The sequence below is a fragment of the Gilliamella sp. Fer4-1 genome (assembly GCF_001690515.1).
GTDB classification, from domain to species: domain Bacteria; phylum Pseudomonadota; class Gammaproteobacteria; order Enterobacterales; family Orbaceae; genus Gilliamella; species Gilliamella apicola_C.
On the sequence record NZ_LZGZ01000037.1, the window covers coordinates 21,857 to 42,329 of the forward strand.

At 36.5% G+C, this 20,473-nt stretch carries 19 protein-coding genes, 1 rRNA gene and 1 pseudogene; 7 read left to right on the forward strand and 14 right to left on the reverse strand.

Annotation, left to right across the window (positions count from 1 at the left end):
- Positions 1–113 precede the first annotated feature (113 nt).
- Entirely contained in the window at positions 114–680 is a 567-nt protein-coding gene (slyD, locus tag A9G30_RS01295) for a peptidylprolyl isomerase (RefSeq protein ID WP_065587794.1), read from the reverse strand.
- A gap of 636 nt (positions 681–1,316) precedes the next feature.
- Positions 1,317–2,105 (reverse strand): enoyl-ACP reductase FabI, encoded by a 789-nt coding sequence (fabI, locus tag A9G30_RS01300; protein ID WP_065567144.1) that lies wholly within the window; start codon positions 2,103–2,105, stop codon positions 1,317–1,319.
- 194 nt (positions 2,106–2,299) lie between these two features.
- Between fabI and tehB the strand changes: the two genes are divergently transcribed.
- Positions 2,300–3,160, forward strand: a complete 861-nt coding sequence (tehB, locus tag A9G30_RS01305) for an SAM-dependent methyltransferase TehB (protein ID WP_065567143.1) — start codon at positions 2,300–2,302, stop codon at positions 3,158–3,160.
- A 56-nt stretch (positions 3,161–3,216) separates the two neighbouring features.
- Here the strand turns inward: tehB and fmt are convergent, their stop codons facing one another.
- The 5 genes and pseudogenes from fmt to rlmE all read right to left on the reverse strand — a co-directional run bounded on the left by fmt (position 3,217) and on the right by rlmE (position 9,659).
- Positions 3,217–4,170: a methionyl-tRNA formyltransferase gene (gene fmt, locus A9G30_RS01310; RefSeq protein ID WP_065587802.1), complete on the reverse strand. Its 954-nt coding sequence runs from the start codon at positions 4,168–4,170 to the stop codon at positions 3,217–3,219.
- A 545-nt stretch (positions 4,171–4,715) separates the two neighbouring features.
- A pseudogene (locus tag A9G30_RS12275) lies at positions 4,716–5,796 on the reverse strand (IS3 family transposase).
- Positions 5,797–6,056: 260 nt separating this feature from the next.
- Entirely contained in the window at positions 6,057–6,896 is an 840-nt protein-coding gene (folP, locus tag A9G30_RS01325) for a dihydropteroate synthase (protein WP_065587795.1), read from the reverse strand.
- A 182-nt stretch (positions 6,897–7,078) separates the two neighbouring features.
- On the reverse strand, positions 7,079–8,956 hold the full coding sequence (gene ftsH, locus A9G30_RS01330) for an ATP-dependent zinc metalloprotease FtsH (RefSeq protein ID WP_081295530.1): 1,878 nt from the start codon (positions 8,954–8,956) through the stop codon (positions 7,079–7,081).
- Positions 8,957–9,032: 76 nt separating this feature from the next.
- Positions 9,033–9,659 carry a 23S rRNA (uridine(2552)-2'-O)-methyltransferase RlmE gene (rlmE, locus tag A9G30_RS01335; RefSeq protein ID WP_065566576.1) on the reverse strand — a complete coding sequence of 209 codons (627 nt, stop codon included), beginning with the start codon at positions 9,657–9,659 and terminating at the stop codon, positions 9,033–9,035.
- 98 nt (positions 9,660–9,757) lie between these two features.
- On the opposite strand from rlmE, the gene yhbY reads away from it, so the two are divergent.
- On the forward strand, positions 9,758–10,051 hold the full coding sequence (gene yhbY / locus A9G30_RS01340; protein WP_065566588.1) for a ribosome assembly RNA-binding protein YhbY: 294 nt from the start codon (positions 9,758–9,760) through the stop codon (positions 10,049–10,051).
- 51 nt (positions 10,052–10,102) lie between these two features.
- Here the strand turns inward: yhbY and greA are convergent, their stop codons facing one another.
- Positions 10,103–10,579 carry a transcription elongation factor GreA gene (gene greA, locus A9G30_RS01345; protein WP_065566577.1) on the reverse strand — a complete coding sequence of 159 codons (477 nt, stop codon included), beginning with the start codon at positions 10,577–10,579 and terminating at the stop codon, positions 10,103–10,105.
- Positions 10,580–10,872: 293 nt separating this feature from the next.
- Here greA and A9G30_RS01350 point away from each other — a divergent pair, with 293 nt between their 5' ends.
- The 3 genes from A9G30_RS01350 (at position 10,873) to hslO (ending at position 13,791) form a co-directional block, all read left to right on the forward strand.
- Positions 10,873–12,423 carry a hypothetical protein gene (locus A9G30_RS01350; RefSeq protein ID WP_141671939.1) on the forward strand — a complete coding sequence of 517 codons (1,551 nt, stop codon included), beginning with the start codon at positions 10,873–10,875 and terminating at the stop codon, positions 12,421–12,423.
- A gap of 107 nt (positions 12,424–12,530) precedes the next feature.
- Complete coding sequence (gene hslR / locus A9G30_RS01355) at positions 12,531–12,926, forward strand: ribosome-associated heat shock protein Hsp15 (protein ID WP_218057679.1); 396 nt, start codon at positions 12,531–12,533, stop codon at positions 12,924–12,926.
- A gap of 1 nt (position 12,927) precedes the next feature.
- A complete protein-coding gene (gene hslO, locus A9G30_RS01360; protein WP_065587798.1) occupies positions 12,928–13,791 on the forward strand; it encodes an Hsp33 family molecular chaperone HslO in 864 nt (287 codons plus the stop codon).
- Positions 13,792–14,006: 215 nt separating this feature from the next.
- Here the strand turns inward: hslO and tsaA are convergent, their stop codons facing one another.
- The 4 genes from tsaA to metN form a co-directional block, all read right to left on the reverse strand.
- Positions 14,007–14,720, reverse strand: coding sequence for a tRNA (N6-threonylcarbamoyladenosine(37)-N6)-methyltransferase TrmO (gene tsaA, locus A9G30_RS01365; RefSeq protein WP_065566581.1), 714 nt, complete (start codon positions 14,718–14,720; stop codon positions 14,007–14,009).
- 148 nt (positions 14,721–14,868) lie between these two features.
- Positions 14,869–15,771, reverse strand: coding sequence for a methionine ABC transporter substrate-binding lipoprotein MetQ (gene metQ / locus A9G30_RS01370; RefSeq protein WP_065587799.1), 903 nt, complete (start codon positions 15,769–15,771; stop codon positions 14,869–14,871).
- A 15-nt stretch (positions 15,772–15,786) separates the two neighbouring features.
- The gene (locus A9G30_RS01375) at positions 15,787–16,428 is read right to left on the reverse strand and encodes a methionine ABC transporter permease (protein ID WP_065566589.1); all 642 of its coding nucleotides are present in this window, start codon (positions 16,426–16,428) and stop codon (positions 15,787–15,789) included.
- Positions 16,429–16,540: 112 nt separating this feature from the next.
- Positions 16,541–17,572 carry a methionine ABC transporter ATP-binding protein MetN gene (gene metN, locus A9G30_RS01380; RefSeq protein ID WP_065587800.1) on the reverse strand — a complete coding sequence of 344 codons (1,032 nt, stop codon included), beginning with the start codon at positions 17,570–17,572 and terminating at the stop codon, positions 16,541–16,543.
- A 116-nt stretch (positions 17,573–17,688) separates the two neighbouring features.
- Between metN and gmhB the strand changes: the two genes are divergently transcribed.
- The gene (gmhB, locus tag A9G30_RS01385; RefSeq protein ID WP_065566584.1) at positions 17,689–18,225 is read left to right on the forward strand and encodes a D-glycero-beta-D-manno-heptose 1,7-bisphosphate 7-phosphatase; all 537 of its coding nucleotides are present in this window, start codon (positions 17,689–17,691) and stop codon (positions 18,223–18,225) included.
- A 227-nt stretch (positions 18,226–18,452) separates the two neighbouring features.
- On the opposite strand, the gene A9G30_RS13515 is transcribed toward gmhB, so the two are convergent.
- Entirely contained in the window at positions 18,453–18,593 is a 141-nt protein-coding gene (locus tag A9G30_RS13515) for a DUF4184 family protein (RefSeq protein WP_176700819.1), read from the reverse strand.
- Positions 18,594–18,648: 55 nt separating this feature from the next.
- Positions 18,649–18,912 (reverse strand): DUF4184 family protein, encoded by a 264-nt coding sequence (locus tag A9G30_RS13520; protein WP_065587801.1) that lies wholly within the window; start codon positions 18,910–18,912, stop codon positions 18,649–18,651.
- 518 nt (positions 18,913–19,430) lie between these two features.
- On the opposite strand from A9G30_RS13520, the gene A9G30_RS01395 reads away from it, so the two are divergent.
- Positions 19,431–20,473 (forward strand): 16S ribosomal RNA (locus A9G30_RS01395); the annotation flags it as partial.

Here is a 20,473-nt window from a genome sequence, read left to right on the forward strand (position 1 = left end):
GTGTTGTAAAATATTGGGATTTATTTCACAAATTATTAAGTAATATTTTGGATATCTGGCAAATAAAAAGCGCTGTATAGCGCTTTTATCATTAAATCCTAAACGGCGACAACTTAATGGCAACCGCAACCGCTATGCCCTCTGCCACAACAACCGCTATCATCATCTTCATGGTCGTGGCCACCACAACCGCAACCACCATGTCCGTGATCATGCCCATGTTCACCGTGAATATGACCGTGAGCGATTTCTTCTTCTGTGGCTTCACGAATAGCTAATACTTCAACGTTAAATTTTAGATCTTGTCCCGCTAGCATATGATTACCATCAATAGTGATATTATCGCCATCGATAGCGGTAATTTCAACTGGTAAAGAACCATGCTCAGTATCAGCAAAAAAGCGCATACCAACTTCTAATTCATCAACACCGACAAACACATCACGAGGAACATTTTGCACAAGTGCATCATTAAAATCACCATATGCATTAATTATCTCAACTTCAAATTTATCACCAACTTCATGACTTTCTAGGGCTTTTTCAAGATCTTGTAATAAGTTTCCTGCGCCATGCAAATACTCAAGCGGAGCAGTTGCTGTTGCTTCATCAACAAGAACGCCATCTTTCGTTCTAACTTGGTATGCTATACTTACTACTGTGTTTTTTGCTATTTTCATTTTATCTCCAACGGGCTATAACGAGCAAATAAGCTATAGATTTTAGCTGAAAAAAGATTATCTGTATGCTAATTTCTCTTTTATTTTGTAAAAATATTTTAGGAAAGTATAATGATCAAGTAGCATTATGAAAGCAATTTATTCAAATAAAATAAAAATATTGGGTATTATTCTTGATAAAGGTATTTTACTCACTTTCGATATTTAATCAGGATGAAGTGATAAATATTCCTTAATAAACAGATCTCATTCTAATATTGGCGCTAGCTAGGTAATTGATATTAGAAATAGTCCAGCTTTGAGATGATTTAATCGATGATCAAATAAAATTGTTTTATGAAGTTTTTTAAAATAAAAAAATTGATAGATAATTATTGTTTTTGTGGGATTCTTGTCCAATAGAAGCTATTTGAATTACTGATGAGGAGCTTTTGGCATAAAGCAGTTAATTGTTTATATTATTGGCAAATAACAGCTGATTATTCTCTAAATTCTGTAATGAATTGATGCAGTATTCGAGTCAATAAGACAAGTTTAATGCTCAATATCATCTCATATAAGATGTAATCAAATAGTATTCCTTATAAATAATTAGAATAATCTCTCCCGCCTGAGGCGAGAGAGAAAATCATAAGTTTATTTAAGCTCTAACTCATTCATTGCAGCAATACTAAACCCACCATCAACATGGATGACTTCGCCAGTAATGCCAGATGCTAGATTTGAGCATAAAAACGCAGCCGAATTGCCCACATCTTCGGTAGTAACTGTGCGACGAATTGGCGTGACTGATTCACAATGAGATAACATTTTCTTGAAGTCTTTAATGCCAGATGCTGCAAGCGTACGAATTGGTCCTGCTGAAATGGCATTAACGCGCACACCTTCTGGTCCCATGGCATTTGCCATATAACGAACATTGGCTTCTAATGATGCCTTAGCTAGGCCCATTACGTTATAGTTAGGAATCGCACGTTCAGCACCTAGATAAGAAAGAGTGACTAAAGCTGAATTTGGATTTAACATCGATCGGCATGCTTTTGCCATCGCAACAAAACTATAAGAGCTGATGTCATGTGCAATAGCAAACCCTTCACGAGTTACTGCGTTAACATAATCGCCATCTAATTGATCGCCAGGTGCAAAAGCAATAGCATGGACAAATCCGTCAAATTTATCCCAAGTTTTTGCAAGTTCTGCAAATAGTTCAGTGATGCTATCATCGTGAGCGACATCGCAAGGTAAAACGATTTTAGAACCAAAATCAGCAGCGAATTCTTCAACACGTGTTTTTAATTTATCATTTTGATAAGTAAAAGCTAATTCAGCTCCTTCACGATGCATCGCTTGTGCAATACCATAAGCAATAGAACGATTACTTGCAACACCAGTAACCAGTATGCGCTTACCTGCTAAAAATCCCATAAATTATTCCTCTAATGTTTCTACTTTAATAGATTAGGATAGTGACGATTATATGTTGATAACGGCAATTGCGCCACAATAAATTTATGTTTCGCAACTTGTTGTTATTTTATCTTGTGTTACTGTGAGTTGTTTATGTGCTTAGCCATTGACTATAATAGCTAACTATTAATTTGTTTTAAGGATGATGCAATTTGAAAAACTTAGTTAATTATAAAATGTTGCCAATTTGGGATGCGCAAAACTTACCGCCATCATTTAGCGAAAAGCACAATACCCAAGCGGGCACTTGGGCAAAATTACATATTATTGCTGGTAGTTTGGATTTTGAAATGCTAACTGAGCAAGGCGAGGTCATAAGTCGACATCACTATGATATTGAGCATCAACCACCATTTGTATTGCCTCAGCAGTGGCACCGTATTGCCAAGGTGTCAAATGACCTACAATGCCAACTCGCTTTTTATTGTCAACCCGAGGATTACACGCATAAAAAGTACCAAATGACTAAGACGCATTCTGAAGTCGTGTCAGCGTGTCAATTTATTCCTAGGGGGCGGGTGTTAGATCTTGGCTGTGGATCTGGTCGTAATTCGCTTTATCTTCAGCGGTTAGGCTTTGATGTAGAGGCGGTAGATAAATCTCAATCAAGTATTGAGAATCTACAACAAATTATTACAAACGAAAATTTGCCACGTATAAATGCTACGATTTATGATATTAACCAAGCAAACTTAAAAGGTGAATATGATCTAATTATCTCAACTGTTGTGATGATGTTTTTACAACCCGATAAAATCCCAGATATTATTCATAATATGCAACAAGTTACCCAATATGGCGGTTATAATTTAATTGTTTGCGCAATGTCAACGGATGATTACCCATGTTCTATCGGATTTTCATTCACATTTAAAAAACAAGAATTATTAAATTATTATCAAGATTGGGAGATCATAAAATATAATGAAGATATTGGTCAATTGCATAAAACAGATATTCATGGTAACCGAATAAAATTAAGGTTTGCTACACTTTTGGCGAGAAAACGATAAATATTACAGGATGAAATCCTGTAATATTAGCGCTTAGATTGTGAGTCTATGCATTGTTAATCCATGCTTAGTTGTTCACCAACAACAAACCATGTTTTACGAGAATTTAATAAATCTTGTGCTGACATCAGCTTTTTACCCGCAGGTTGTAGAAGTGTTATATTCAATGCATTTTGGCTAGTTGCAATACAAATACCATTTTTATCTGCTTTTAAAATAGTGCCTGCGGGTTGTTCTGTGTCAATTTCAACAACAGCGGCTTGCCATACCTTAATCGGCTCACCATTAATGTCAAAATAGCTAACTGGCCATGGGTTAAAAGCGCGAATACAACGTTCAAGTTGCTTAGCAGGTAAACTCCAATCAAGTTTTGCCTCCTGTTTTGAAAGTTTTTCGGCATAGGTTGCTTGTGATGAATCTTGCCTTTCTGGTTGGATTCTTCCTTCGCCGATTAAGGCTAATGTATCAAGTAGCGCTTGTGGTCCTAATTGGGCTAGTTTTTCATACAGTGATGCGCTGGTGTCGGTATGCTCAATTGGGCAAGAAAGTTTATATAACATATCACCCGTATCAAGTCCTGCGTCCATCTGCATGATAGTAACACCTGTAACTTGATCGCCAGCCCAGCAAGCACGTTGAATAGGTGCTGCACCACGCCAACGTGGTAGTAATGAACCATGCACATTCAAACAGCCTAATTTAGGCATATCAAGTACAGATTGTGGTAAAATCAGCCCGTAAGCAACAACAATCATAATATCAGCATTTAATTTTTCAATAATTTTTTGATTTTCTTCATTTTTAAGCGTTACTGGTTGATAAACAGTAATATCATGCTCAACAGCCAATTGCTTAACAGGGCTTGCTGTTAACTTATTACCACGACCAGCAGGTCGGTCGGGTTGAGTAAAAACAGCAATCACATTATGATGAGACTCAATTAGCGCCTTTAGATGAGTCGCGGCAAAATCAGGTGTGCCAGCAAAAATAATATTTAATGGTTTAGTTATATGTGGCATTAGCGTTATATCCATAATTAAAAGATAATAGAAATTATACCCCAAATTTTAGCAAGAATCTTTAATCAGCAAGGAGTGATATTTATTTGTGTGCTTTCGGGCGTGTTAAACTTGCTCCGTTGGTGGTTTATTCTGATGCCAAATAACAATCGTCCACAGCCGATTGGGGGGGTTAAAAATGGGATATTTGGCGCTTAAAAATCATTCAGAAAAACCATTGATTTTATTGAAGTTTTTATTTTTTCTGGATTAAAACATGAAATGTAATTTTAAACCCAGTGAAGTGAAGGCAATAGAAAGGTAATTTATACTAGCTACGTCGCATCACCACAATTTGGTGATTGTTATGCATTATAATCATTTTTCTAGGAAGAAACGATACTCGATTTTCATATTATTACAAGCTGAAAAGAATAAAAAGAGATAGATCAATGACTCAATGAGCATTTTTTGACAATAGATTGGGAGATAAAAAAGAAATTCGAAACATAATTAATGTAAATACCCCAAACTTAGTACACAACTCACGTAGAAAATCATGCCGCTTGTTTTAGTGTTTTATACTCAATCGGTGTCATGTTATTTAATGCCTCATGCGGTCTTTCGGTGTTATAAACCGTTAACCATTCTTCAGTTATTTTCCTTGCTTGTGTTAAGTTGTTAAAAAGATATAGATCGAGCACTTCAGTACGATAGGTACGATTAAATCGTTCAATATAGCCATTTTGATAAGGGCTACCGGGCTGGATATAATCAATGGTTATACCATGTAATTTAGCCCAGTTGGTAAAGGTTTTTCCTGTAAATTCTGGCCCATTATCGACCCGTATTTTTAATGGATACCCATGATATTCGGCCAGTTTATCTAAGTAACGGGTAATCCTTCCTGCGGGTAAGCTTACTGCAATATCAATACCTAACGCCTCACGATTAAAGTCATCGATGACATTGAATGTCCTAAAGCGACGTTGATTACGACTACTGTCACTCATAAAATCCATTGACCAACATTCACCTTGTTTATTGGGAGCCAATAACTTTTCTGGCTCCCGAGGTGGCATTCGTTGTTTTCGTTTTGTTTTAAGATTCAGTTTTAACTCACAATACACCCGATAAACACGTTTATGATTCCATTTATAGCCGAGCTTTCTGATACGATTAAAACACTTAGGAAAGCCCCAACGTAAATGCCGGTCTGTGATAGCATTCAACACCGAAATAATCACGAATCATCCTGTAACTTAGATTGATAGTAGTAAGCACAACGGCTTAAGCCAACAATAGCACAACTCATAACAATAGTAACTGAATGATTTTGTTGTAGTTGCTGTGCCCACGTTTTACGTGCCTTGGTGGGCACTAAAGCTTTTTTATGATTTCTTCCTGAAGCTGGGATTTTAAGCTCAGTTCGGCAAACATCTGTTTAAGCTTACGGTTTTCAGCCTCCAGCTCCTTTAAGCGTTTAATATCCGACGTTTCCATACCGCCGTATTTTTCCCGCCATTTATAGAAAGTTGAATTACCCATGCCATATGTACGGCACAACTCTTTAACGGGTACACCTGCCTCTGCTTCTTTTAAAATAGCGACGATTTGATGTTCAGTCATTTTTTTCATAATTAAATCCTCTTTTACTTTTATCATAGAGAATTTTCTACTTTTTTGCTGTACTATTTTAGGGGGTAGTTACAATAAAAAAAATACCATATTTATTGAACCCACGCCCAAGAGAAAACGGCATAAGTTTAAAAGCCAGTCTTTTTTTATTTTAAGACGTTAAGGCGAATTGCACTTCATGGTGCAGCCTAGAAAAATAAAATCAATGGCTTTTCTGACTGTTTTTTTAGTGCAAAATGTCTTGTTTTCAACTGACCAACCTATGAGCCTTGCTCTGCAAGCGTTGCTTGGACAATCCGCAATGCATCAAAAGTTTCTTTAACATCGTGTACACGAATAATTTGGGCTCCTTTCATGGCTGCAATTACGGCACATGAAACACTGCCGAGAGTACGTTCTTGTGGCGGTGCATTTAATACTTGCCCAATCATCGATTTTCGAGACATGCCAACCAATAAGGGTAAGTTGAAATGATGGAACTTTTCAAGCATTGCTAATAGGCGGTAATTATGGGCTAGCGTTTTGCCAAATCCAAAACCAGGATCGAGTATGATTTTTTCACGGGCAATACCAGCATTTAAGCAACGATCTATATGCTTTGCAAAAAATAGGTCGACTTCTTGATATATATCTTGCTTGTAGTACGGCGCATTTTGCATGGTTTTAGGATCGCCTTGCATGTGCATGATGCAAACAGGTAGCCCTGTTTGTGCAGCAGCTTCAATAGCTCCAGGCTCTGTAAGGGCTCGAATATCATTGATTAGGTGAGCACCTGCTTTAGCAGATTCTGTCATGACTTGTGGTTTTGAGGTATCAACCGATATCCAGACATCAAAATAACGAGCAATTTTTTCAACTAGGGGGATAACGCGGTTAAGCTCTTCATCAACGGAAACCTCGGTTGCACCTGGGCGTGTTGATTCACCACCTACGTCAATAAATGTTGCGCCAGCTTGAATCATGCTATCAACACGGCGCATGGCATCATTAAGATTGTTATAAGTCCCACCGTCAGAAAACGAGTCTGGCGTCATATTTATAATGCCCATAACTTGTGGGAATGAAAGATCCATCACTTGATTTTTAAAATGTATTTCCATGATTAAAAGCCTTATATGGTTAGTGTTAATAATGCAACAATTTAAATGGCATTGAAACTTATCAACTAGGTTGTTAAATTTTTAGCTTACTTGTTGTTTTATTCATGTAAATTTACTTATCATCTATTTTTATTTTACCGATAAAAAACGCGCCGTAGCGCGTTATATTTTATTTGAGCTTATTAACCTTTTGATTGAGGCGGTATGTCACTTCCTTCATTGGGTATTTTGCTTGCTGCGTGTTCGTCACTTTCAGTCCAATCATCAGGCGCTGTAATCGGGCGACGTGCAATTAAATCTGCAACTTGTTTTGCTCCAATGGTTTCATACTTCATTAGCGCATCTTTCATTGCATGAAGGATATCGATATTGTCAGTTAATATTTGACGAGCTCGTTGATAATTACGATCGATAATGGCTTTGACTTCTTCGTCGATAATTCTAGCTGTTTCGTCAGAAATATCTTTTGGTCGTCCGTATGAATTATCATCGGTTTCGTAAAATAATGGACCTAAGCGTTCAGAAAATCCCCATTGTGTTACCATCGCTCGTGCATATTGTGTGGCAACTTTTATATCATTTGATGCACCAGTAGAAATTTTATTGGCACCGTAGATGAGTTCTTCTGCAAGTCGTCCACCATAAAGGGTTGCAATATCGCCTTCCAGTTTTTCACGACTTTCACTAACACGATCACCTTCAGGTAGGAAGAAGGTTACACCAAGTGCGCGCCCACGTGGAATAATGGTGACTTTATGGATAGGATCATGATCAGGCATTAAGTAGCCAATAATGGCATGTCCTGCTTCATGATAAGCGGTTGAAATAAGTTGCTCTTGAGTCATGGTTAATGAACGTCTTTCCGTGCCCATGTTAATTTTATCTTTAGCTTCTTCAAATTCATCCATTGTGACCACACGCTTATTGCGACGTGCAGCAAATAAAGCCGCTTCATTGACTAAATTCGCTAATTCTGCACCAGAATAGCCCGGCGTTCCACGTGCTAGTACCGATAAATCAACATCAGATCCTAGAGGCACTTTACGCACATGCACTGCAAGAATTTGTTCTCGACCTTTCATATCCGGTAAGCCAATTTGTACTTGGCGGTCAAAACGACCTGGACGGAGTAAGGCAGGATCTAAAATATCAGCTCGGTTGGTTGCTGCAATAATGATGATGCCACTATTAGCTTCAAATCCATCCATTTCAACTAGCATTTGGTTTAATGTTTGTTCACGTTCATCATGCCCGCCCATTGAGCCTGCGCCACGTTTTCGGCCTACAGCGTCAATTTCGTCAATAAAGATGATACAAGGCGCATGTTTGCGCGCTTGTTCAAATAGATCTCGGACACGTGATGCTCCCACACCAACAAACATTTCAACAAAGTCCGAACCTGACATGCTGAAAAAAGGCACTTTGGCTTCGCCAGCGATTGCTTTTGCTAGTAATGTTTTACCTGTACCTGGAGGCCCAACCATTAAAATACCTTTTGGAATTCGTCCACCTAGTTTTTGGTATTTACCTGGATCTCTTAAAAAATCGACCACTTCAGTGACTTCTTGTTTTGCCTCTTCACTGCCAGCAACGTCGATAAATTTGGTTTTAACTTGGTCTGGCGTTAGCATTTTGGCTTTGCTTTTGCCAACTGACATTGGACCACCTTTACCACCACCTTGCATTTGGCGCATCATAAAGAGCCAGAACCCAATAAGTAAAATGATAGGGAACCAAGAAATAAATATGCTCATTATTAAACTTGGTCTTTCATCAGGTGCACCATAGACAGGTACTTTATTGGCTAACAAGTCATCCATTAGTTTTTCATCTAAATAAGGGATGTAAGTGACGTAGTTGCCATTATTTTTGGTTGTGGCAATAATTTCACGTCCTTTAATATGCACTTCTTGGAGATTACCAGCTGTGATATCGGAATTAAATTGGGTATAATTGACTTGAGGTCCGCTATTGGATATTGAACTGAATTGGTTAAATACAGTAATCAATACTACAGCAATAACTCCCCAGATCAGTAAATTCTTTACCATGTCGTTCAAAAGAAAAACCTCTCATAAAAATTAACAGTTACGACTAAATTTAACGAAGTATGGTACTACAAAATTATACAACTGGCTACTTCATCCCCATTGCAACAATATAAACTTCTCGAGACCTAGCTCGCGAAGCCTCTGGCTTACGAATTTTGACTGTTTTAAACATCAAACGTACCTGTTTTAGGTATTCTTCAAATCCTTCACCTTGAAACACTTTGACAATAAAATTACCATTAGGCGCAAGCACATCTCTACACATCTCTAATGCAAGCTCTACTAAATACATGGCTCTGGGGATGTCAACAGCAGGTTGCCCGCTCATATTTGGCGCCATATCTGACATGACAACCTGAACTTTTTCTTCACCAACTCGCTCAAGTAACGCTTTTAGAACGGCTTCGTCCCGAAAATCACCTTGCAAAAAGTCAACACCTACAATGGGATCCATTGGTAACAAATCACAAGCAATAATGCGACCTTTGTTACCTATAAGTGATGCAACATATTGTGACCAACCACCAGGAGCTGCACCTAAATCAACAACGGTAATACCTGGTTTGAATAATTTGTCACTTTTTTGTATTTCTTCAAGTTTAAACCACGCTCGAGATCGTAGCCCTTTTTTTTGCGCTTGTTGTACAAAGCGATCATTAAAATGCTCATTGAGCCAACGTGTTGAGCTTGCAGAGCGTTTTTTGTTACTCACTGCGAATAAATCCTTAATGTAAAGAGGTCACTTTATTGATTACAAATATATATAAGGGTAGAATAACAAAATTGCAACTTAATATGATAAAAAATTTAATGAATTTATCGAATAAACAAAAACAGTACTTAAAAGGCGAAGCCCATCATTTAAAACCTATTGTCATGATTGGTGCTAACGGGTTTACCGAAGGTGTACTTGCCGAAATTGACAATGCCTTAAATTTCCATGAATTAATTAAAATTAAGGTTTCTGCTGAAGATCGTGAAACTAAAAAGCTTATTTGCGATGCCATTATTCGTGAAACCAAGGCTTTGCCAGTGCAATTGGTGGGTTCTAATTTTACTATTTTTAGACCAAGTGAAGATAAGAAAATCACTTTACCTAAATAAATACGACAACAGGGCTATCAGCCCTGTTTGTTATTTATAATGTATTGAAGATTAGATATATTCCACTTTAATAATATCAAATTCCACATCACCACCTGGCGTTTTAATTTGTACTGTATCGCCATCTTCTTTGCCGATTAAACCTCTAGCAATCGGTGAATTGACTGAAATAAGATTTTGCCTGTAATCTGCCTCATCATCACCTACGATACGATAGGTTGTTTCTTCGTCTGTTTCTACATTGATAACGGTTACTGTTGCACCAAAAATAATACGCCCAGTATTTTTTACTTTAGTTATGTCAATAATTTGTGCTTGTGAAAGTTTGCCTTCAATTTCTTGAATACGGCCTTCACAAAAGCCCTGCTGTTCTCTTGCGGCATGGTATTCAGCATTTTCTTTTAAATCGCCGTGAGCTCTTGCTTCAGCTATGGCTGCTGTTATTTGTGGTCTTTTGACATTTTTGAGCTCTTCAAGTTCGGCTCGTAATAATTCAGCTCCCTTAACCGTCATTGGGATTTGTTTCATCTAGGTATCTCCCGTTTTTACTTATAGTAAATAAAAATAACTCTCCCTTATCTTAATCAAAGAAGGGGAAAGTGAGTTGTTCAGTTATTATTTAAAAACATATAATGAAAGTTTATATCTTAACTGTAAAACCAACTTAACCACAAATCATTTATACGCAATGAGGTGCTATTTTGGTTAAAATCAGTTATCGTAATGCAATTATTCATAGTTCATTATAACAATTAAATTTATTTATGCGACGATTACGATTTTATATCATCATTTTTCTATTCATTTTTTGGCTTTTAGTTTTGTTGTCTTATTTTGTTGTGCAAACCTCTTTTGGCGCTAAAGTAGTTAGTCAGCAATTATCTAGATTAAGTTCTTATACAATTTCAATAGGCAACGTTCATCATTCGTTTTCAAATTTCTATGAATTGGCTTTTGATGAAGTCGTGGTGAGCGATAATAAGCAAGAATTTATTCATATTCCTAAATTAGTGATAGGATTGGATAAAAGCAATCTTTGGCAATTATCCCACTTTAATTATATTACCATTATTAACGGTGCGGTTGCTGATACTCACTTTGGCCACTATACCTTTTCAAGCAATATGCTAAAATTTGTTAATTCAAACGTTGATGTTCTGGCCAACAATGGAAAAGACAAACTTTCATTCAATAAAATTAATGGGGGCATTCAACCTTTTATTTCATCGGGAGCAGGTCAATATCAATTTGATTTTTCTTCACAAGATGTTTTAGTGAATCAAATTCCAATAAAATCACTACTTATTCAAGGGTTCCATCGCGATGGTGTTACAACGATTACTAATTTAGGTGGAAATATTCATAATGGCTTTTTTGTGAGTAAATTAAAAGTACTTGCTGATAATAGTTTGAATATTGATCAATTAAAGTTACATAATATCAATTTCCAATCAACAGATGACGTGTTTTGGAGCAACTATTCCCATATTTTGCCAAAATTAACTATTAAGCAATTATCAATACTTGAAAGTAGTATACAATTGCCTCATTTTTTAATTGAGAAAGGCAATATTGAAGCAACCAATCTTTGTTATGATGATAAATGGCGTTTTGAGCAAAGTTCTTTTACTTTTAATGCTGATAATGTTGTTTTACATGAGCAGTCATTTTCGTCGGTATTGGTTCAATTATCATCCGATAATCAAGCAGTGACGATTCAAAAAGCGTTAGCGAAATGGAATAAAGGCAGTATAAATTTTTCTGGAAAATGGAAAGATAATGACCTACAGCTAGAGAAATTAACATTAGCCGATATCAATTATGACGTTCCTGAAAAATTTGAGCTACCCGTGTTACCCGATATTTTTAAGCATATTATAGTTGATAAGCTTGATATTTTACAAAGTTTAATAATTAGAAAATACAGTGATTTCCCGTTTAGCCTATATAATTTTCAAGCTTCAGGTTCAAATGTTGTTTTAGCTGAAAATCAAAAATTAGGCATATTTTCAGGAACTGTGTTTTTTAAATCAGAAAAAGGTTCGTTCAATAAAATTGATATTCGTTATCCAGATCTGGTTCTAAAATTTGATTCTCAACATCATGCTTTATTAACTTTTGGCTCTTTAGTTGATAGTGGCATGATAGAATCCCAAGTGGATATTGATCTGTTGCAAAATGAACCGTTATCTTTGAAATTTAATGCATATAATATCACCAGTTCGTTGTTAGAAGACTGGAAATTGGTAAAGCAACCTCCAACAGCGATAAATTATTCAGCTAATTTACATGGACAATTTCGACCATTTAGCTTTGCAGGGGTGTTTTCGACAAACGAGGGAAATGATTATATTATCAATCTTGAGCATTGATTTTTATAAAAGCATCGTTATATAACTGGTTAAGATGTATAAGATGCGCTTTCTATGTGTGTTTGAGCGTGAAAGCTCAACAATTAGTATGATATGAGGGTGTTATTTTGCTTGTAAGATTAGATAAATGGCTTTGGGCTGCAAGATTTTATAAGTCTCGCTCATTAGCTCGAGAAATGGTTGAAGGTGGTAAGGTACATTATAATGGTCAGCGCTCTAAACCAAGTAAAACTGTTGAAGTTGGGGCCATTTTAACGCTTCGCCAAGGTTTGGATCAAAAAACAATTCAAATTTTAGCTATTAGCGAGCAACGAAAAACTGCTACTGAGGCTCAACAACTTTATCTAGAAACTGCCGATAGTATTGTTAAACGAGAAGCAATGGCACAAGCACGTAAACTCAATGCATTGACAATGCCGCATCCCGATAGAAGACCTGATAAAAAGGAGCGGCGCGATTTGATTAAATTTAAATACAATAGGCAACAAGGTGACAACAATTAATATGGATACTTTAAATCGTTTTTTATTTGATAATCATCCGATTCGTGGTGAAATTACCCGTCTTGAGCAGACGTATGAAGCGATTTTAGATAATCATTCATACCCAATTGCGGTACAAAAATTACTTGGTGAATTGTTGGTTGTAACCAGTTTATTAACCGCAACACTAAAATTTGAAGGTGATATTGCTGTGCAGTTGCAGGGTGATGGCGCTTTATCTTTAGCGGTAGTGAATGGTAATGATCAACAACAGTTACGTGGTGTTGCTCGAGTTAACGGCGAGATCGCTGATAATGCGACGCTTAAAGATATGGTAGGTAATGGTTATGTTGTTATCACTATCACACCAAAACACGGTGAGCGTTATCAAGGAATTGTCGGATTAGAAAAAGATACGCTTATTGGTTGTATCGAAAACTATTTTATGCAATCGGAACAACTGCCAACGCGCTTATTTGTCAAAACGGGAGTGTATAATAATAAGCCAATGGCAGCAGGCATTTTATTGCAAGTTTTGCCCGCTCATGAAAACCCCTATGAATCATTTGAGCATCTTAGTGCATTAACTGAGACAATGACTAGCGATGAGCTGTTTCAGCTTCCGACTGATGAGATTTTATACCGCCTATATAATCAAGAAGACGTACGCCTTTTTGAAACACAGGATATTATTTTTAAGTGCGGATGTTCACGCCAACGTTGCGAGAATAGCTTAATGACCTTACCAAATAATGAGGTTGATGAAATTCTAGCTGAACAGGGCGGCAAAATTGATATTCATTGTGATTATTGCGGAAAGCATTATTTATTTGATTCAATCGATATTGCCGAAATGAGAAGCAAACATAACTTTAGTTATCATTGATATTGCAGATAAAAAGAACCACTAAAACTTATAAAGTTTTAGTGGCAAAGTGAAATATAGGGAAATTAAACCCGCATTTAGTCTATCAGAATTGGCAAAAGATACCAATTTTTTTAACAGTTTCATGTAATTTTTTATTAAAGACACTGATAAACCTGCTTTTCATTAATAAAAATTTAGAATAAAGAACATATTTGATCTAAATTTTTGTCTAACTAACATATATTATCTATATAGATATCTTCAACAAGAGCGTGTTGATTACTGATCTTCCATTTAATATTAAAATGGTAAAGCGTCAGTCCATAGGTTTGTTCATTAATTTTTTTTTGTTTGTAGGCAGGCCTTGGATCTTGAGAAATAACTTGGGTAATGAGCTCAGTGAGCTGAGGATAATCCTGTTTTTGTAAATCTAAAATTAATTGTGCTTTTTGTGAAAATGTAACAGTTAGCTTTTCTTCTGGTGTAGATTGTGCGTATCCTGCAAATGCATCTGAATGGCTGTCACAATAAGGAATATAAGGCTTGATATCAATAATTGGTGTGCCATCGACTAAATCTAGGCTACCTAGTTTTAAAATGACCTGTTTATTTTCAACAAGGATGTCTTTTAATTCAACAGCAGAAAGCCCTATATGGTTAGGTCTAAATGGTGAACGTGTAGCAAATACTCCCATTGTTTTATTGCCGCCTAAACGCGGAGGGCGTACGGTTAATCTCCATTTTTCAGGAGCAATATGGTGAAACAGGAATAATAGCCATAAATGTGAAAACTGTTCCAGCCCTTTAACACTGACGGGATCATTGTAAGGCGCTAATAAGTAAAGCTCGCCTTGTCCTGCGTTAACTAAATTAGGTTGCCTTGGCACAGCAAATTTTTCACTATAAGGGGAACGGATTATGCCGATTGGCTTTATTTGATATGTCATTGTTTATTGATTTATAGAAAATTTTTAAGTGGATTGGTTTATTTTCTTTATGCTAATCGTTTTCATGCTAATAGCTTTTATGCTAATAGCTTTCCGCCGATAACAGAAGCCGGCGGAATTGATAGTAATAAGTATTTATTGTAAGTTATTACCAACCGCGAATAGCGCCACCATTAAAGATTTGGTTAGCTTTTTCTGCCACTGCGTCAGTTTGGTATGCTTTAACAAAGTTTTTTATGCTTTCATTCTCTTTGTCAGCTTCACGAGAAACAATAATGTTAACATAAGGGGATTCTTTATCTTCTACAAAAATACCATCTTTACTTGGTGTTAAGTTGGCTTGCCCTGCAAAGGCGTTATTGATAATTGCAAGATCAACTTGAGCATCATCTAATGAACGTGGCAACATTGGTGCTTCAAGTTCAACGATCTTATAGTTGTAAGGATTGCTAGTGATATCAAGTACAGTAGGCAATAAACCTTTAGATTTATCAACTGTAATCATGCCTTCATGTTGTAATAATAATAACGCTCGTCCTAAGTTGGTTGGGTCATTAGGAATAGCAATAGTTGAATTAGCTGGAATAAAGAAGGTTTCACCGCGTGGTGATGTCACTTTTACACCTTCACCTGTTTCTGTTGATTCTTCAATCGGTTTTAATTTGCGAGAATAGCTTGAAATTGGATAAACAAATGAGTTTCCAACAACAGCTAATTTATAGCCACGTTCTTTTATTTGCTCATCTAAATAAGGCTTATGTTGGAACGCGTTTACTTCAATTAAGCCATCATTTAATGCTTGGTTTGGTGTAACGTAATCGTTAAAAATAACTAGTTCAACATCTAAATTATAAAGATCTTTTGCTTGTTGTTTAGCTACTTCGGCAACCTCTTGTTCAGGACCAGAAATCACTCCTACTTTGATAGAACTTACTTTAGCAGGCTCTGCTGATTTGTTATCTGTTGTAGCTGGTTGTTTATTATTATCACAGCCAGTTAAAAAAAATGTACTTACCAATGTGCTAATAAGTACTAGCTTTTTAATAGACATATATTTCTCCCAAAATTAATGATGTGTAACTCGTTTAACAATCCTATTGCCAATAAATTGAATAATAAAGACAATAATAATTAATATAACCAAAACAGTATTCATTATAGCAGGCTTGTAGCCGTTGTAACCATATTGAATAGCTAGTTGTCCAAGACCTCCAGCGCCAACGGCTCCGGCCATCGCAATGTATCCTGTCAAAGTAATTAAGGTAATCGTCATGCTATTAACAATTACAGGTAATGATTCAGGTAATAAAACCTTATATATAATTTGAAATGGTGTTGCTCCCATTGAGCGAGCCGCCTCAATTAACCCTTTAGGTACATCTAACAATGCATTTTCAATCATGCGTGCAATTAATGGCGATACACCAATACTTAACGGTACTACAGCTGCTTGTTTACCTATAAAGGTTCCCATTAACAACGTGGTAAAAGGAATAATCCATACAATTAGTATAATGAACGGAATAGAACGAAATATATTAGTAATAAATGAAATAGCACTATTAGTTATATAGCAATCTAAGATCTGCCCTTTGCGTGTTGTATAAAGCAATATTCCAATAGGTAATCCAATCACTGTTCCCCAAAAACCCGATAGAAAGATCATATAAAGGGTTTCATCAGTGGCTTGTGCCATTTTCAATAGCATAGCTTGATTAAAACCATTGTATGATGAACAAAAAGCAACAAAGTCACCCCAAAAGCTGTATTGGGATAAATAATGAAATAGTGATTCGAAAGGTTTAAAGGAAGGAATAAAATCAAACATAGCCGAGAACCTCTACTTGGGTATTATTTTTTATTAAAAATTGAATTGCTGGTGCCATACTTTTCGGGTTCCCTTTCATTTCTGCTAGCATTAAGCCAAATTTAACCCCCCCTGCATAATCCATTTGTGCACTAATAATATTACTATCAATTTCAAATTCTTTAGCAATTTGCGATAACAAGGGGGAGTCGACAGAAACTCCCGTAAACTCTAAACGTACTAAAGGATTGAGCCCTTCTTTTGGTTCAGGTGATAGCCTTGTTAAATAATCATCAGGAATATTAAGATGCAAGGTTGATTGAATAAATTGTCGTGCAATATCTGTTTTTGCATGTGAGAACATTTCACCTACTGATGATTGTTCAACCAATTCTCCATTGCTGATCACTGCTACTTGATCACAAATTTGTTTTACTACATCCATTTCATGTGTGATTAATAAAATGGTTAGCCCTAATTTTTGGTTGATATCTTTTAATAATGCCAAAATTGAATGAGTGGTTTCAGGATCAAGGGCACTTGTTGCTTCATCGCATAATAAAACTTTGGGCTCACTTGCTAAAGCTCGGGCAATGGCAACACGTTGTTTTTGACCGCCAGACAAATTGGAAGGATAAGCATCGGCTTTTTCAGCTAAGCCAACTAATTCAATTAATTCATTAACCTTTTGCTTGATTTTTGATTTTGGGGTTTGGCTTAATTCAAGAGGAAATGCAATATTATCAAATACTGTCCGTGAAGAAAGTAAGTTGAAGTGTTGAAAAATCATGCTTATCTTTTGACGTATTTTGATTAACTTTCTATTTGGTAGATGTGTTATTTCTTGATTATCAAAAAAAATTTTACCACTAGTCGGTTTTTCTAGAAGATTAACACAACGAATAAGTGTGCTTTTTCCTGCCCCTGATTTACCGATAACACCATAAATTTTTCCTTGAGGAACATGTATTGTAATGTCTTTTAATGCATGAATTGGCGTTTTATTATGTTCGAATATTTTCGAAATATGTTGTAACTGTATCATAATATATAAAAATAAAATGTGAATAGGCGAATATTAAGACGTCTAGACATCTAAGTCAATCGATAATATGCTATGTGAAGTAGAGCAATACCTAAATTAAAAGGAAAAGAGTCAATATGAAACCAGCTATTTTTTTAGATCGAGATGGTACTATTAATGTAGATTATAATTATGTGCATACCATTGATAAATTTCATTTTATTGATGGTGTTATTGATGCGATGCAAGAGCTCAAGAAAATGGGTTTTTTGTTAGTCATCACAACAAACCAATCAGGTATTGCCCGAAACATATTTACTGAAGAACAATTTCACACGTTGACAGAATGGATGGATTGGTCACTACAAGATCGCGGTGTTGATTTAGATGGTGTGTATTATTGCCCTCATGATCCGTTAATTGATAACTGTGAATGTCGCAAACCAAGTCCCGGTATGATTCAAACAGCAGCCAAAGAACTAAAAATTGATATTGCTAATTCCTATATGGTTGGGGATAGAGTGTCTGATTTATTGTCGGGTAAAAAAGCGGGTGTTAAAAAAACCGTATTAGTAAAAACGGGTGATACCATAACAGAAGAAGCATTAGAACAAGCTGATTGGGTTATTGATAGTTTGGCTGATCTGCCAAAAAGAATAAAAAACCAATCTTGATTGTGGTTTTAACTAATACAGTGTTTAGATTAAACGCTGTATTAAAGTGATACTTTTAAGTCTTAGTGAGGCAATGGTTAATCCAATAAAACAGGCACTAATAAAAGTAACAACAGTTATACCTAGCTGATTTATAGAAAAAGAATAGTTGCCAAATATAAAAATAAGCAAAGTAATAAGTACTATTAAGCTCCAATATGGAAAATCAACTTTATCCTGTTTAGATGTTACAATTGGTAAATAATAAATAGTCCCACCAAACTCATACCGATTAATGAACTACCATGTTGTAATAATTTATAAATTGGAATTTCCATTTTCCCTATATTAACAGTATTTTGTAATAAACTGAAAGTTGAACAAAGCACCCCCCCAATGCTGACAGCAATATTTATTCCAGTTGAAAGTTAAATAATTAGCAAATCACCTATAAAAGAAATTAGGTAAATTTTTAATTAAAGTATTTCGGACAATAAAATGAAAAATATAAGTCATAACTAGGGTCATTGATAAATCAAATAAAAATATACCAGCTAGACTATGACTTAAAGTGCTTTTTACCTCCATTCTTAAGAAGTATTCAAAATCGGGCACCATACTACCAATAATCAAAGCCGTCATAGAAAATAGGTGGGGTTTCTTATATAGAGGTAATATAATAGCAGGATGAGCGAATGTAAAAGGCATTTTTTATTCTAACTTAATAAAGCGTGTTTAATTTGAAGTTATTTTGTCTGTTATAAAAAATATAATTAACTAGCAAAGATATTAAAATTTGCATTTACAATAACTAACTTTAGTTTGTTTTTAGCTCATCTTGAATAAAAAAAACGCAAACAAGAATAAAATGCACAATAACCCCTTGCGCGAATTTTTAAAGTCCCTATAATGCGCATCCACTGACACGGCGTCAGCGAAAAGCTGAGGCAAGTTAGTGAAAAAAGTAAGATCAAAAATTTTGAAAAAAAGATCTTGACGAATAAAAAAGGTTAGCGTAGTATACGCAACCCTTAAGACAGCGAAGTAAATTAACGGAAGGTTGATTTAGAAAAGCTGTTAGCTCTTTAAAAATAAGAAACAGACAATCTGTGTGGGCACTTGCGAGACAAAAGATTAAAGTCTACGGACTAAAAAATTAAGTCTTGATAAGTGACACTGAAGATTCATTTGAATATGTCAGAGACAGTTATTGAGCATCAAACTTTAAATTGAAGAGTTTGATCATGGCTCAGATTGAACGCTGGCGGCAGGCTTAACACATGCAAGTCGAACGGTAACATAAGTGCTTGCACTTGATGACGAGTGGCGGACGGGTGAGTAAAGTATGGGGATCTGCCGAATGGTGGGGGACAACAGTTGGAAACGACTGCTAATACCGCATAAAGTTGAGAGACCAAAGCATGGGACCTTTGGGCCATGCGCCATTTGATGAACCCATATGGGATTAGCTAGTAGGTGGGGTAAAGGCTCACCTAGGCGACGATCTCTAGCTGGTCTGAGAGGATGGCCAGCCACACTGGAACTGAGACACGGTCCAGACTCCTACGGGAGGCAGCAGTGGGGAATATTGCACAATGGGGGGAACCCTGATGCAGCCATGCCGCGTGTATGAAGAAGGCCTTCGGGTTGTAAAGTACTTTCGGTGATGAGGAAGGTGTTGTATCTAATAGGTGCAACAATTGACGTTAATTACAGAAGAAGCACCGGCTAACTCCGTGCCAGCAGCCGCGGTAATACGGAGGGTGCGAGCGTTAATCGGAATGACTGGGCGTAAAGGGCATGTAGGCGGATAATTAAGTTAGGTGTGAAAGCCCTGGGCTCAACCTAGGAATTGCACTTAAAACTGGTTAACTAGAGTATTGTAGAGGAAGGTAGAATTCCACGTGTAGCGGTGAAATGCGTAGAGATGTGGAGGAATACCGGTGGCGAAGGCGGCCTTCTGGACAGATACTGACGCTGAGATGCGAAAGCGTGGGGAGCAAACAGGATTAGATACCCTGGTAGTCCACGCTGTAAACGATGTCGATTTGGAGTTTGTTGCCTAGAGTGATGGGCTCCGAAGCTAACGCGATAAATCGACCGCCTGGGGAGTACGGCCGCAAGGTTAAAACTCAAATGAATTGACGGGGGCCCGCACAAGCGGTGGAGCATGTGGTTTAATTCGATGCAACGCGAAGAACCTTACCTGGTCTTGACATCCACAGAATCCTGTAGAGATATGGGAGTGCCTTCGGGAACTGTGAGACAG

Bases quoted from the DNA above. Each gene is read 5' to 3' on its own strand.
- slyD (WP_065587794.1), bottom strand. From the start codon at position 680: ATGAAAATAGCAAAAAACACAGTAGTAAGTATAGCATACCAAGTTAGA.
- fabI (WP_065567144.1), bottom strand. From the start codon at position 2,105: ATGGGATTTTTAGCAGGTAAGCGCATACTGGTTACTGGTGTTGCAAGT.
- folP (WP_065587795.1), bottom strand. From the start codon at position 6,896: ATGGAAATACATTTTAAAAATCAAGTGATGGATCTTTCATTCCCACAA.
- yhbY (WP_065566588.1), top strand. From the start codon at position 9,758: ATGAATTTATCGAATAAACAAAAACAGTACTTAAAAGGCGAAGCCCAT.
- greA (WP_065566577.1), bottom strand. From the start codon at position 10,579: ATGAAACAAATCCCAATGACGGTTAAGGGAGCTGAATTATTACGAGCC.
- hslO (WP_065587798.1), top strand. From the start codon at position 12,928: ATGGATACTTTAAATCGTTTTTTATTTGATAATCATCCGATTCGTGGT.
- tsaA (WP_065566581.1), bottom strand. From the start codon at position 14,720: ATGACATATCAAATAAAGCCAATCGGCATAATCCGTTCCCCTTATAGT.
- metQ (WP_065587799.1), bottom strand. From the start codon at position 15,771: ATGTCTATTAAAAAGCTAGTACTTATTAGCACATTGGTAAGTACATTT.
- A9G30_RS01375 (WP_065566589.1), bottom strand. From the start codon at position 16,428: ATGCTATTGAAAATGGCACAAGCCACTGATGAAACCCTTTATATGATC.
- metN (WP_065587800.1), bottom strand. From the start codon at position 17,572: ATGATACAGTTACAACATATTTCGAAAATATTCGAACATAATAAAACG.
- gmhB (WP_065566584.1), top strand. From the start codon at position 17,689: ATGAAACCAGCTATTTTTTTAGATCGAGATGGTACTATTAATGTAGAT.
- A9G30_RS13520 (WP_065587801.1), bottom strand. From the start codon at position 18,912: ATGCCTTTTACATTCGCTCATCCTGCTATTATATTACCTCTATATAAG.